We start from the raw sequence: 12,643 nt of genomic DNA on the forward strand, positions 1-12,643 counted from the left end.
GTTGCGCTTCTTCCCATTTCGCTATTAATAACAGCACCGCATGTACTACTTTTCAAGGCTTATTATATAATATTTTACTATATAATTGTAAATATCTAAAGTTAATTGTAATTTTTTTTATTTATCAGTAGTTTTACTATTTTTGTTAGTTAAAAAAGGTACACCGAAACTATAAATCTTTGCTGATAATTTAGTTTCTAAGCTATTTTTATTAGGTAGCATGACAATCGTAGTCACATTAGTAAAACGAGATTTATTTTCAAATTTATTTATAAATTGCATAGATTCTATAAAACCACCAATTAGAGATAGTTCTATCTCATATTCTCGATAACCGTCTTTATTCATAATTTTAGTTGGTTTCAGATAATTAAGTTGTATACCGCATTCTTTTGAAAGTTCTTCAACTTGCACTAGAAAAGAACTACTCTCAGGGTTGTCAGGAAGAATTCTATCAATCTGCATTAATTTTTGATCTAATTCAAGTATGTATTGTTCTGGATTAGGATGAATGAGCAGGAAATCTTCAATGATTTTTACCTGTTGACGCTCTGTGTAAAATCGGATTGTTAATTGATCAATACTATCCCATTGAGGCAACAATAAGGACGAATAAACTAACCAATTTACTGCTATCATACCCACAGTCACTAAAGATAGTTTATGCTTAACCGCCATCTTATTCCATGACAAAGAAATCATTGTTGCATCCCCTTAGGTTTTACTGTTATTTCAAATATAAGAAGCGATGCAGCTGTATCAATTTCAACTTTGACCAAAGTCGGATCAAGGAAGAAAGGATCCTTTTCCATATTTTCTATAAATTCAGCAACAACAGAATAGGTTGTTGCTGCTCCTTTCATTTCTAATAGACCTTTTTCAGATTTACTCAGATTAGTAAACCACAGTTGCTGCGGCATTATCGCTACGATGCGTTGAATCAAAGTATACAAAGGTTGACGTTCATTCGTTAAAAGTGCTGCAATTTTATTTTTTGTGTCAATTAATTGCAGCTTATCATTGCTCTTTTGCATGATCTCCAATGTTGGTTGCAATAATTCATATTGGTTACGAGTTGCTTGCAGTTCTTTTTCTATTCTCAAAATCTTACATACATTATACGTATATATACTACTATAGATTAATACCAATAAAATACTAAAGATGAAAATCAACTTATCAATTGACCATTTAGGTTGGCGTTCAACAAAAGGTAAGAGATTGATAGGATTCACTTTCCACCTCCACGTAAGGACAAGCCAATTGCGACACCCAATTGAGGGGCTATTTTTTGCAGATACGATTTATCAAAGGACTTTGGGATTTTTAATTTAACGAATGGATCATGCATAAAAACAGGTAGATCTAGTGGTTTACTCAAATAGGAGGCCAAATTCTTTATTTGAGATCCGCCACCAGTGAGATAGATTTTATCAATAGACATCATTTTATTTTGCAGTTGATAGTATTCAACAGTTCGTCGTACATCTCTGAGAAATTCATCGAAGAATAATTCTAATTGTTGCTTTGTTTCATTACGCTCTTTGGAAGAGTCAAAACTAAATAAATCGATATGCTTTTTCTTTAATTGCTCTGCTTCATAAGATGAAATTCTCTGTATTTGCATTATAACTTCAGTCATGCGTTGACCGCCTAAAGGAATATTACGAATGATGACAGGGATACCTTTTTGAAATACGGTAATTTGAGATAATAGTTCACCAATGTCAATAATCATAGCATTTTCTGCGTCAGTAAAAGTACGATATAAAGCCAAGGGCTCCACATCGATAGCGACTGGTATAAGACCTACATTTTTGACAATGCTGGTAATCGTATTAATAAATTCATGAGGTGCTGCCACTAATAATACCTTTATTTCTGATTCAATATCACCTTTACCCATTATTGAAAAATCAAAATAAAAACTGTTGGGTGGATAAGGGATATATTTTTCCAGCTCCCATTTAATGGCTTCCTGCAACTCTTCTTTTGTCATTACTGGAAGGATCAATTCGCGAGCAAGCATCCCGCGACCGCCAACAGCTATAATGGCATGTTTGCTTGATATATGAGTCTTTGCAAGCAATTGAATAAGGATATCGGTTAATCCTTTACTATTAAAAACTTGTCCATCTTCAATAATTTTAGGAGGCAACATTTCGATACCTAAACTTTTTAGTACAGGTTGATCCTTGTTCCAAGAAATTTCTACAATTTTAATAGCACCTGTTCCTATATCAATTCCAACTACATCCCGCATTCCTTTTAATAAGAACTTTTGGATTCTCTTCCACATGAAAATCACCTATTTTCTTAATGATGAGGAGATTTCTTTACAATTTTAATTGCTTGAGTAATAGCAGAAACGATATCAACATGAAACTGTTGATCCAATGAATCTATTTTAGAATATGTTGTACCTGAAGATGTTGCAACACAACGTGTAGGCAGAGAATTTAGGGCTAATGCAGCGATGTCATATCGACAGCGCTCACAATTACACGTTGTACGATTGGCCTTTATAACGATATCCAGTTTTTCCATTACTAATTTTTCCATATAATTTTTAATTTCCATAGTAGCCACTTTCCTTAATCATCCCAAATAACCTCAAGCGGATCTTCTTTTCCTGCCGGCAATCGTATTTGCGTGCTTATTTGGCGCTTTGCCTTGTTAACACTCCCGATGGATGTGACCACTCTTAGATTCTCATCAGTCGTTGTTGGTTTGACTGTGGTTGTAACAGTACAACTGGCAAAAGTAGATCCATTTTCATCAATAACATACGTTGTTACATTTTTTTGAGCTTTAGTTTCAATAACAAAATCTGGATCTGTCTTAAGCTGAACAATTGCCCATTGTATTCCTCCTTCAGCTACATACTGTGCAGCAACACCATCACGATGATTCGCTGCTATTTCTATGTCTATTTTACTTAATACCATAAGACCAATCCCCATTATCCCTAATAACATCATAGCAATCAGCGCTAGTACGGCAGCCAAACCACGCTCATTTCTCACGATATATAGCAAGGTAAACATCCCCTTTCCCATAATGGGTCACTGTAAATTTAAAGGATAACAGGCTGTCCGAAGCAACTTTCTTTCCCCAGTACTCTCATTAGTGACTTCTAAAGTTACCAGTACAGCCTTGCTATTTCCACGCTGAAGAAACTGCAGGTTTGTCACAAGATTTTCTGTTATTGGACTGCTAGAAATACCACCAGGAGGAATTGTCTTTGTCTTATCTATAATAACATATAATGTTTTGGAATGAAGTCCTTCGCCTAATTGTAAGGTTCTAATTTCTCCGTTTACCTTTGTTACTACTAAAGATGAAGTATTCTTTAAGGTAATTTGTTGAGCATATCGTATTTCCTTAACAATAGAATCCATCGCAATGCGCGCTGTTTGATTGAGATGACTTTGCTGCTTACCAAATACCCAAACTTTTAAAGAACCGGAAAATAAACCTACGATACCAGAAAGCAAACATAGTATTAAAGCCATACCAATTACCAGTTCTATTAAAGTCAGTCCATGTTGCGCTACAAAGTATTTTCTCTTCATTGATTCACCTTCAATATAAGAACGACTTTAGTTCATCTTGGAATATAAAGTCACAAGCTGGATACTATAATCTTTTTGTCGTTCTTGCCAAGTAACAATTACTGTTACTTGCACAAGATGACTACCGCGCGTGGATGGCACAGCATAGGTTGTCAGCTCGTAGTCTGCCGGAGGAGGAAACCTCTCATCTTCCCAAGGTATTGTGCAAGGTAACTGCAACTCTGCCCAATATACTGGAGACTTATTTTTTAATAACTCTAATTGTTTCTGTGCTACATTCGTGGCTAGTGTATAATCCCCTGCGATTTCTTCCAATTGTAATGCTTGGGTAAACAACATAGAAATACAAAGTAACGCGACACTAATAATAAAAAGTCCCAGCGTTACATCAGCTAAAACAAAACCTTGATTTCCCTTCAGCCTTGACATCATAGATTACCTTCTATTCTTCAGGTTGTGTATTTATAAAATCGCTTATACGGACACGTCCAGTAATCGGTGCAAGGATAACATATTTCCATCGTTTTAATTTCTTACTCCGTATAGAAATGGTTTGTGCGCCAGTTTTCGGTGCTCCACTCTGTGCAAATGAAATGTAAGAATGGCTGCCGGAAAGAGTCACCGATTCTGGAAATATAACATTCTTTATTCTGGTAGTATTTGCAGTAACGTAATAGCCATAAGGTGTAGTATTATAAAAGAACATTGCATACGCAGTTGTATCTACCCCAGCGTTAATTGAAATTTGTTGCAGCCAGCGAATATCAGCTGCCAATTGACAAGATGTACTCTCTAGCTCTTGTTTCTCTAATGATTGTCCCAGGGTTGGTATTGTCACACTCGCAAAAATACTAAGGATAGCAATACATACTAGAAGTTCAATTAAGGTAACACCTCGTTGCATATGTCCACCTCAATATAGCTTTTCTATATACCAAATAATTATTTCACTGCCATATAACATAATAGCAAAGGCACTAAGAGCTATAAAAGGGCCAAAGGGAATAAAATCTTTACGGCTTTTTAATTTGAAAAGCACTAACAGCAAACCACCTATTCCACCACATACAAAGGATAGTAGTAACGCAAGTAATAAACATTTCCAGCTTAGCCACATACCAAGAGCTGCAGCAAACTTGATATCACCATCTCCCATTCCACCACGACTGACAAGTGCAATTAGAAGTAGCAATCCACTCCCAAGTAAACTAGCTAGCAGCATATCCCAAAAGTCCAAACTATTCGTCCAAAAATTTATAACAATACCAGTTCCAGAGAACCATAGGAGAACTTTATCTAATATCAGCTGGTGATCGTAGTCAATGAACGTAATGATAAGTAAAAAGGCTGTAAATACAATGGCTTTAATAAACAGAAAAGATAATCCATGTATTTGAAAACACAAGACAAATAAAATAGCCGTTACTATCTCTACTAAAAGATAGCGTGAGGAAAACGTAACTTTGCAATATCGGCAGCTACCTCGTAATAACAGATAACTAATTACTGGGATTAAATCCCATGTCTTAAGATGTGTACCGCAAGTGCTGCAGTGGGACGGCGGAAAGATAATGGATTGATTTTGTGGTAAACGGTAGATGCAAACATTGAGAAAGCTGCCAATAAGAAGACCTAGGAAGATTACTATTATAAACACTGTATTTCTCCCTTATATCTGAATCGAACCAAGAAGATAACATATAGCGGTTATTTATGATTTGTTACCATATATCAGTGGAAGTATAATCTGAGCTGCCAGGGGATTTTCTTGTTGTACCATTTGAGGATACACCAGTTAATTTATAATCATCACCACTCCCTTTCGTATAAATCAAATCAGCAGCGATAGCTTGTGCATCTTTAGGCCACACATTAATGTAAGTTACTATATCTGCTTTAGTAGCTGGATACATATTATTATTTGCACGATACAATATAAGAGCACTATCAACCGTGCGAAGATCAGCTTTGAGCCTTCCATCTCTTGCCGCCGCAGTTGAAGCAGTAAGTTTCGGCATCGCGATAGCTGTCAAAACTCCAATAATAGCAATTACAACCATCAATTCGATTAATGTAAATCCCTTTTGAGCTCTCGTTTTCTTCTTTAATTTGATAAACATATAATTACCTCTTTTATGCTTATATTCTACTAAAGTCCATCATAAGCAGTTATAGGTTCCCAGGATTCGTTATAATATCAAATATCGGTATCATAATGGATATCACAATCAAGCCAATGACTACTCCTAAAGTCCCAATAATAACAGGTTCAATAATACTGCTTAAACGACCAACTACATCATCTACATCACTTTCATAGAAATCGGCGATCTTTTCGAGCATCTTGTCCAATGCACCACTTTCTTCACCGATGGAAATCATCTGAATGACCATAGGAGTAAACACTTTGCTTTGTGCTAAAGTAGATGCTAGCGCCATCCCTTCTTTGATACCAGCTTGTGCTTGTTCTAAAACTTCCATCATACTAAGATTGCCGGTAGTCTTTTTCACAACGTCTAAGGCAGTTATAATCGGCACACCACCATGAAGCAAAGTGCTTAAGGTACGGCTGAAGCGGGCAATACCAATTTTACGAGATAACATGCCAACTACAGGAATTTTTAGTATCAACTTATCAATCATTTTTCTGGATGATTCTCGTTGATATGCAACCTTTATCCCATATGTTCCCACTACAATAAAAGCGATCAAAAATAGAGCATAATTATGCAGAGTATTACTAGTCGCCAGTAATATGCGTGTAAGTAATGGTAACTCCATTTTTAAATTATCAAACATTTGTACAAAAGTCGGTAAAACAAAGGTTACAATAAAAATAACAGATACACTTGCCATAACACTGACTACTGCCGGATAGGTCAGAGCTGATTTAATCTTCTCATTCAATTTATGTTCTTTTTCAAAGTGATTGGCTAAACGATTGAGTACATCATCTAGTAACCCGCCCACTTCTCCAACTTCTACCATATTAACCATAAGAATAGGAAATATGGAAGGATAATCACCTAAAGAACGGGATAATGTTTCTCCTTCCTTGACTTTTTTATAGACATTTTGTAACGCTTTTTTCATTCGTAGATTATTTGTTTGTGCAATGAGAACATCAAGAGAAGCTATTAACGGTAAACCTGCATCGATCATAGTGGCAAATAAACGACAAAGAATCGAAATCTCTTTTAAACTGCTACTTCTTAAGTGATCAATAAGGTTATTATATAAACTTGCACCACCTTCTTCCTTAATCTGAGTAATAAAATAGCCTTTTTCTCGGATATGAGCTGCCACTGCCGATTCGCTTTCAGCCAAAATACTACCGATTAGTACTTGTCCATTACGGTCTTTAGCTCTATATCCAAAAATTTTCGCCATTTATGCTCTCCTACTTTCCATTTGTTTAATTATTGGCGAAACGAGCGAAGTTCTCTTCATCTATGACGCGCATTATAGCTTCACCATACGAGATGATTCCACGACGATATAAATCCCGTAAAGCAATGTCCATCGTTTGCATACCAAACTTTGCGCCTGTTTGAATGAAGGAAGTCAGTTGATGGGTCTTTCCTTCACGAATCATATTACGCACTGCAGGAGTAGCTACCAGGATTTCTAAAGCAGCTACTCTGCCAATCTGATCCATTCGAGGTAATAACTGCTGAGCAATAATTCCCTGCAGGGTAACGGACAGCTGTATACGAATTTGCTGCTGTTGATGTGAAGGAAAAGCATCAATAATGCGATCTATGGTTTGAACAGCACTGCCAGTATGTAAAGTAGCAAAGACTAAGTGCCCTGTTTCTGCTGCCGTAATGGCTGTAGCAATGGTTTCCGAATCACGCATTTCTCCTACCAAAATAACATCAGGATCTTCTCTTAAAGCAGCTCTGAGAGCAACAGTAAACGATTTGGTATCAGTATTGATTTCCCGCTGATTGACAATTGACTTGTTATGCTTATGTAAAAATTCAATAGGATCTTCTAGTGTAAGAATATGACAGAATCGTTCCTGGTTAATCAGATTAATCATTGCCGCCAAAGTTGTTGATTTACCACTACCTGTGGGACCGGTAACTAGAACTAAACCTCTAGCCTGACATGCAAGAGTTCTTATAACACTAGGATGTCCCAGCTCTTCTAATGTAGGTATATTTTCATCTATAACGCGAATCACAATAGCCACTGAACCACGTTGGTGAAAAGCATTGACTCGAAAACGGCTAAGGCCGGGAACTGCAAAGGAAAAGTCAATTTCACCATGCTCATTAAAATATTGCTGTTGCTCCGGCGTTGTAATGGCTTTAAACAATCTTTCTGTATTTTTTACGTTTAGTAGCTGATGATTAGTAGGTACAAGTTGACCATCAATTCTGAATATGGGTGGTGCGCCTACTGTAATGTGCAAGTCAGATGCTCGGCTATGTACAGCTTGACCCAATAGCTGATCCATCACAATTGTCCTCCACTAGCTTCAGCATATGCTACACGCATAATTTCTTTTACATCTGTCAAACCAGTACGTGCTTTTTCAATACCATCCTGACGCATGGTTATCATGCCTTGTGCAATAGCAATATTACAAATTTCATCACTAGAAGCTCTACGGTTAATAGCCTCTCTAATTTGAGAAGTTATGGGCATGACTTCATGAATTGCCATACGACCTTGATAGCCTGTATGATTACAATGAGCGCACCCGGCTCCTTGATGCAATCTAATAGGTACGTCAGGTTCAACACCTAAAAATAAACGTTCTAAGGCATCAGTAGAAGGTATGTAACTTTCTCGACACTTGGGACAAAGTGTTCTGACGAGTCGTTGTGCAACCACCCCTAGAACTGATGAAGCCACTAGAAAAGGTTCAACATCCATATCAAGTAAACGAGTAATTGTTCCTGCCGCATCATTTGTATGCAAAGTGCTAAAGACAAGATGACCAGTTAAAGCCGCTCTAATGGCAATATCAGCAGTTTCACTATCTCGTATCTCTCCCACTAATAAGACATTCGGGTCTTGCCGCAATGCAGACCGAAGTCCACTGGCAAAAGTTAAGCCTGCTTTTGGGTGAACTTGTACCTGATTGACTCCTCCTAAACGATACTCTACAGGATCTTCTAAAGTGATGATATTCTGACTTGGCGAATTCACTTGATTCAATGTAGAGTATAAAGTAGTCGTTTTACCAGAACCTGTAGGACCAGTGACTAGCACCATGCCATAAGATTGAGAATATATCTTGTGATAATTTTTACTATTTTCAGTAGAAAAACCAAGTTTATTAATATCCAAAATAACCGTCTGTTGATCTAACAAACGCATAACCACTTTTTCACCCATAATAGTAGGCAAGGTAGACACTCGAATATCAATATCACTCTCTGCTACTTTAATTTTAATTCGCCCATCTTGCGGTATGCGTTTTTCTGCAATATCCATATCACTAATAATCTTAATTCGAGCAACAATCGCGGGGTGAATCTCGCGGGGAAAGCTGCCGATCTCTCGTAGCATACCATCAATGCGAAAACGGACACGCAATGTTGTATCTTGAGGTTCAATATGTATATCACTAGCCATATCTTTAATTGCTTGATCCATAAGAGAATTAACTAATCCAATGATTGGAGCATCATCTGCTGTCTGGAGCTTTGCTGTTAGCCTTATATCTTCTGGGCGCATTTTATTAATGGCCTTTTCAACTAAGTCTTGTACACCGTAGCATTCTCTGATAGCTCGTAATATATCTTTTTCTGCAGCAATAACAGGCTCTACATCAAAACCTGAAACCATACGAATATCATCAATCGCATAAAAATTTGTTGGATCAGTCATTGCTAAAATAATCTTATTACCAGCAACTTTTACCGGAATCACTTGATGCCGCTCCGCTAATGTCGCTGGAATCAGTTCTGCTAGCTCTGGTTTAACGCAGATACTTGACAAATCAATCTGGGGTATACCTAATCGAGTTCTTAAGACTTCACATTTCATGCTTTTACACCGCCTCTTATAAAGAAAAGCAACTAAACTTCAAATACATTTATTAAAATTGTAAATGCATATTGCTAGCCAATTGCACTACTCAATCCAGGATCAAGTTTCCCAATATTATTGCGAATGTTTTCACATCTATTTTAATACTTATTCTTCTACATTTTACAATAAGTTCCTGCTAAACATATTATAAAACATCAAATTACAATCTATTTTCTGCTTTCTTTGTCATTTAACTAGTTTTGCTGTCAAAAAAATGATTACTTCCGTTTCTACTTTTGAATTATGTACACTTTTAAATAGCGTACCAATTAATGGTAGTTGGCTTAAGAAAGGTATGTTATTATTTGTTTTAGATTCTTCACTCCCAATGAGACCACCAATCACCATCGTCTCACCATCTTTCATGCAGACCGTACTTTCTACCTCACGGGTAGTAATACGGTAGTTCTTAATATCCGTTACTAAGCTAGGAGTACTAACCTCTGTATGTACTTTTGCTGTAATAGTTCCATCAGCAGTAATCGTAGGGGTATAGGTAAGTTTTATGCCCGTATCAATATATTCTACTGTAGTAGTCGTTTTCCCGTCTTCCATTCTCTCAGTAAGTACTGGAATATGATCACCAATTAAAATCCGAGCTTCATTTCCATTAATGGTAGTTACTTTAGGACTAGCTAAGATTTTAGCATTGCCATTACTAATGAGGGCATTAATTTTTGCTTGATAGTAAAATTCATAAGGATAGCCTTCAGGATTACGACCAAATTGAATAATCCCTTTTCCAGTATCACGCGTAACTTTACCTGGCTCAATTGTCGTTACACCATTTGCAATATTGACTTGTGCTGCACTATATTCTGCATATTGAGGTGTAACGTCCCATGACCAATCAATCCCTAGCTCTTCTGTCTTCGCTTTGTTAATAGCCACAACTTTAGCCTCGATAGTCACTTGCTGCTGCGGAATATCAAGATCTGTTAATAATATTTTAATGTGAGCACAACCTGTAGGCGAACCACTAAATATCAAACTATTTGATATCTCATCAATTTCAGCTTTTAATTTAAGACTATTCATAATAGGTTCCAATGTTTTTTTTATATCAACAGCACGAATATAACGCAACTTATATATCTCTGTTGTCCCCATATCCGCAGGTTCTATAATAAAGGACTCACCTATTTTTCGATAGGATAACCCCTTAGCTGACGTTATTAGAATTAGGGCATTCTCAAAAGTTGTACTCTTAAGTTTCATCGTAATATTACCTTTTATCGAGTCATCAATAATGATATCAACATTGCTAATAATAGCAAGTGTATGTAATATTACCCGCACATCTTCATCCACGAAACTAAGATCAATACTTTGCGGATCTGCCATAGCAATACTGCAGATTGTGATTGACAGTAACAATATCATTACGCAGAGATATGTCCTATATTTCATTATTTAGTGCCCTCCCCTTTTCTCGCTGGCTCTAACGACAGGAATATTTGACTATTACCACCTTTAAGAATAATAGAATCTTCTTGTATTGAAATAAGTTGATAGGTACCAATAAATTCATTTAGCTGATAAGCCTTGCTTTTATTATCCGATTGTATAACTGCAACGTGCTGATTATCTGTATTGATAATTCCAGTAAGTCTTATCTTCTCTTTTGGTTTAAGGAGAGTAATTGGATTTGCGGCTATCACAGATTCATTGTTAGATTTTGTAGGAGATATATTTTCTTTCTGCGTTTCAAAATTATCCGCGACGATAGAAGGAGGGGCAAAAGGATCACGTTTCAATTGACCATTATGTTGATGTCCAACTGACATAACTACTTTATCCGTATTTCTAACAATGGGTGTGGTAGTCTTATTAACAACACTAGGAGTAACCTGGATCTTTGAAGGCATAAAAAAAATTGTTGCAATTATGGCTGTCGCCCCAATTACAAATATTACCATTAGGCGCTGGTTTGCAGTAATTTTTTTTAATTGCTTTAATTTCTCCAAAGTTTCCCCACTCCTAATCCATTGATTATAAAGCAACTGCAATAATATTCCTGGAAAATTTACATGCCCAATTTATATGGCACAACAAAAGGCTCAGATCCTAGGACCTAAGCCTCAATGTCCTAATTAAGTATATTCTACTAATTTGGGAGCTTCTTGCTTTAGTGAGTTTAATGATTAATAAAAAGCAATACTTACAGATATTCTGTTAATGCGTTAGACATAATTTGTCGGGGACCTTGCTCACCTGTCCAAAGTTCAAAAGCCAAGGCACCTTGTTCAATTAGCATTCCCAAACCATTTATAGCTATATGACCGTGTTTTTTAGCAGAAAGTAACAGTTGAGTCTTGGATGGATTATAGATTAAATCGCAAACAGCAGCCTCTGGATTTAAGATCTCCCAAGGTATAGGCAACACTTCTGTATCATGAACTGGCATACCAATTGGAGTACTATTTATCAGAATATCGCATTCTTGCAACAAATTTTGAAAACCGAAATCCTCCCAATCATAAGCTTGTATATCTACATTTGTTGAGAAGAGTTTTACGAATTGCTGCGCTTTTTCAAGATTTCTTGCTCCAATTATAATTTTTTTTATCCCATGTTGAAAAAGACCACATGCAACGGCCCTCGCAGCCCCGCCAGCTCCTAGTATGACCGCTGTTTGTTCAGTAATTTTAATACCATTTGAAAGTATTGATTGGACAAACCCTTGAGCATCTGTATTATATCCAATCGATTTACCGTCTTTTATTACAACTGTATTTACAGCCCCAACTAGCTGGGCACTGAAATCAATTTCATCAAGATAGGACATTATCTCCACCTTATGAGGTATGGTAACATTTACACCCGTAAATTCCATTGCTTTTAAACCTGCAACGGCTTGAGCTAAATTCTCCGGATGAACAGGCAGTGGAATATATACATAATCAAGGTGAAGGGATTTAAAAGCTGCATTATGCATTATAGGTGATAAGGAATGTCCCAGGGGCCATCCTAATATACCTATTTTTTGGGTTTTACTCGTAATCATTGTACTAGCT

The 12,643-nt window shown here is 36.6% G+C and carries 16 protein-coding genes; all 16 read right to left on the reverse strand.

The features are described from left to right. Positions 1-117 precede the first annotated feature (117 nt). Complete coding sequence (locus LMF89_RS04010) at positions 118-702, reverse strand: type IV pilus inner membrane component PilO (RefSeq protein WP_229533975.1); 585 nt, start codon at positions 700-702, stop codon at positions 118-120. Then, positions 699-1,235 carry a PilN domain-containing protein gene (locus tag LMF89_RS04015; protein ID WP_007956608.1) on the reverse strand — a complete coding sequence of 179 codons (537 nt, stop codon included), beginning with the start codon at positions 1,233-1,235 and terminating at the stop codon, positions 699-701. Before LMF89_RS04015 ends, LMF89_RS04010 begins: the two co-directional genes overlap by 4 nt. After that, positions 1,232-2,299, reverse strand: coding sequence for a type IV pilus assembly protein PilM (pilM, locus tag LMF89_RS04020; RefSeq protein ID WP_229533976.1), 1,068 nt, complete (start codon positions 2,297-2,299; stop codon positions 1,232-1,234). Before pilM ends, LMF89_RS04015 begins: the two co-directional genes overlap by 4 nt. Positions 2,300-2,316: 17 nt before the next feature. Beyond that, the gene (locus tag LMF89_RS04025; protein WP_229534019.1) at positions 2,317-2,580 is read right to left on the reverse strand and encodes a late competence development ComFB family protein; all 264 of its coding nucleotides are present in this window, start codon (positions 2,578-2,580) and stop codon (positions 2,317-2,319) included. Positions 2,581-2,594: 14 nt separating this feature from the next. Beyond that, positions 2,595-3,047 (reverse strand): pilus assembly PilX N-terminal domain-containing protein, encoded by a 453-nt coding sequence (locus tag LMF89_RS04030; protein WP_007956611.1) that lies wholly within the window; start codon positions 3,045-3,047, stop codon positions 2,595-2,597. A gap of 18 nt (positions 3,048-3,065) precedes the next feature. After that, entirely contained in the window at positions 3,066-3,575 is a 510-nt protein-coding gene (locus LMF89_RS04035; protein ID WP_229533977.1) for a PilW family protein, read from the reverse strand. 27 nt (positions 3,576-3,602) lie between these two features. Then, on the reverse strand, positions 3,603-4,007 hold the full coding sequence (locus LMF89_RS04040) for a hypothetical protein (RefSeq protein ID WP_229533978.1): 405 nt from the start codon (positions 4,005-4,007) through the stop codon (positions 3,603-3,605). Between the two features lie 10 nt (positions 4,008-4,017). After that, complete coding sequence (locus tag LMF89_RS04045; RefSeq protein ID WP_229533979.1) at positions 4,018-4,479, reverse strand: prepilin-type N-terminal cleavage/methylation domain-containing protein; 462 nt, start codon at positions 4,477-4,479, stop codon at positions 4,018-4,020. A gap of 9 nt (positions 4,480-4,488) precedes the next feature. Then, positions 4,489-5,232 (reverse strand): prepilin peptidase, encoded by a 744-nt coding sequence (locus LMF89_RS04050; RefSeq protein WP_229533980.1) that lies wholly within the window; start codon positions 5,230-5,232, stop codon positions 4,489-4,491. A gap of 64 nt (positions 5,233-5,296) precedes the next feature. Beyond that, positions 5,297-5,695, reverse strand: coding sequence for a type II secretion system protein (locus tag LMF89_RS04055; RefSeq protein ID WP_229533981.1), 399 nt, complete (start codon positions 5,693-5,695; stop codon positions 5,297-5,299). 49 nt (positions 5,696-5,744) lie between these two features. After that, positions 5,745-6,965: a type II secretion system F family protein gene (locus tag LMF89_RS04060; RefSeq protein WP_229533982.1), complete on the reverse strand. Its 1,221-nt coding sequence runs from the start codon at positions 6,963-6,965 to the stop codon at positions 5,745-5,747. A gap of 25 nt (positions 6,966-6,990) precedes the next feature. After that, a complete protein-coding gene (locus LMF89_RS04065; protein WP_229533983.1) occupies positions 6,991-8,040 on the reverse strand; it encodes a type IV pilus twitching motility protein PilT in 1,050 nt (349 codons plus the stop codon). Next, the gene (locus tag LMF89_RS04070) at positions 8,040-9,581 is read right to left on the reverse strand and encodes a GspE/PulE family protein (RefSeq protein ID WP_229533984.1); all 1,542 of its coding nucleotides are present in this window, start codon (positions 9,579-9,581) and stop codon (positions 8,040-8,042) included. The genes LMF89_RS04065 and LMF89_RS04070 overlap by 1 nt, the downstream gene beginning before the upstream one ends. Positions 9,582-9,812: 231 nt before the next feature. Beyond that, positions 9,813-11,036, reverse strand: coding sequence for a type II secretion system protein GspD (locus LMF89_RS04075; RefSeq protein ID WP_229533985.1), 1,224 nt, complete (start codon positions 11,034-11,036; stop codon positions 9,813-9,815). After that, positions 11,036-11,593, reverse strand: a complete 558-nt coding sequence (locus LMF89_RS04080) for a pilus assembly protein PilP (protein ID WP_229533986.1) — start codon at positions 11,591-11,593, stop codon at positions 11,036-11,038. The genes LMF89_RS04075 and LMF89_RS04080 overlap by 1 nt, the downstream gene beginning before the upstream one ends. Positions 11,594-11,787: 194 nt before the next feature. Next, complete coding sequence (locus tag LMF89_RS04085; RefSeq protein WP_229533987.1) at positions 11,788-12,633, reverse strand: shikimate dehydrogenase; 846 nt, start codon at positions 12,631-12,633, stop codon at positions 11,788-11,790. Between the last annotated feature and the right edge of the window lie 10 nt (positions 12,634-12,643).

The sequence above is a fragment of the Pelosinus baikalensis genome (genome assembly GCF_020819555.1).
GTDB lineage: Bacteria > Bacillota > Negativicutes > DSM-13327 > DSM-13327 > Pelosinus > Pelosinus baikalensis.

Bases quoted from the DNA above. Each gene is read 5' to 3' on its own strand.
- LMF89_RS04060 (WP_229533982.1), bottom strand. From the start codon at position 6,965: ATGGCGAAAATTTTTGGATATAGAGCTAAAGACCGTAATGGACAAGTA.
- LMF89_RS04010 (WP_229533975.1), bottom strand. From the start codon at position 702: ATGATTTCTTTGTCATGGAATAAGATGGCGGTTAAGCATAAACTATCT.
- LMF89_RS04055 (WP_229533981.1), bottom strand. From the start codon at position 5,695: ATGTTTATCAAATTAAAGAAGAAAACGAGAGCTCAAAAGGGATTTACA.
- LMF89_RS04040 (WP_229533978.1), bottom strand. From the start codon at position 4,007: ATGATGTCAAGGCTGAAGGGAAATCAAGGTTTTGTTTTAGCTGATGTA.
- pilM (WP_229533976.1), bottom strand. From the start codon at position 2,299: ATGTGGAAGAGAATCCAAAAGTTCTTATTAAAAGGAATGCGGGATGTA.
- LMF89_RS04025 (WP_229534019.1), bottom strand. From the start codon at position 2,580: ATGGAAATTAAAAATTATATGGAAAAATTAGTAATGGAAAAACTGGAT.
- LMF89_RS04070 (WP_229533984.1), bottom strand. From the start codon at position 9,581: ATGAAATGTGAAGTCTTAAGAACTCGATTAGGTATACCCCAGATTGAT.
- LMF89_RS04075 (WP_229533985.1), bottom strand. From the start codon at position 11,036: ATGAAATATAGGACATATCTCTGCGTAATGATATTGTTACTGTCAATC.
- LMF89_RS04065 (WP_229533983.1), bottom strand. From the start codon at position 8,040: ATGGATCAGCTATTGGGTCAAGCTGTACATAGCCGAGCATCTGACTTG.
- LMF89_RS04085 (WP_229533987.1), bottom strand. From the start codon at position 12,633: ATGATTACGAGTAAAACCCAAAAAATAGGTATATTAGGATGGCCCCTG.
- LMF89_RS04035 (WP_229533977.1), bottom strand. From the start codon at position 3,575: ATGAAGAGAAAATACTTTGTAGCGCAACATGGACTGACTTTAATAGAA.
- LMF89_RS04045 (WP_229533979.1), bottom strand. From the start codon at position 4,479: ATGCAACGAGGTGTTACCTTAATTGAACTTCTAGTATGTATTGCTATC.
- LMF89_RS04030 (WP_007956611.1), bottom strand. From the start codon at position 3,047: ATGTTTACCTTGCTATATATCGTGAGAAATGAGCGTGGTTTGGCTGCC.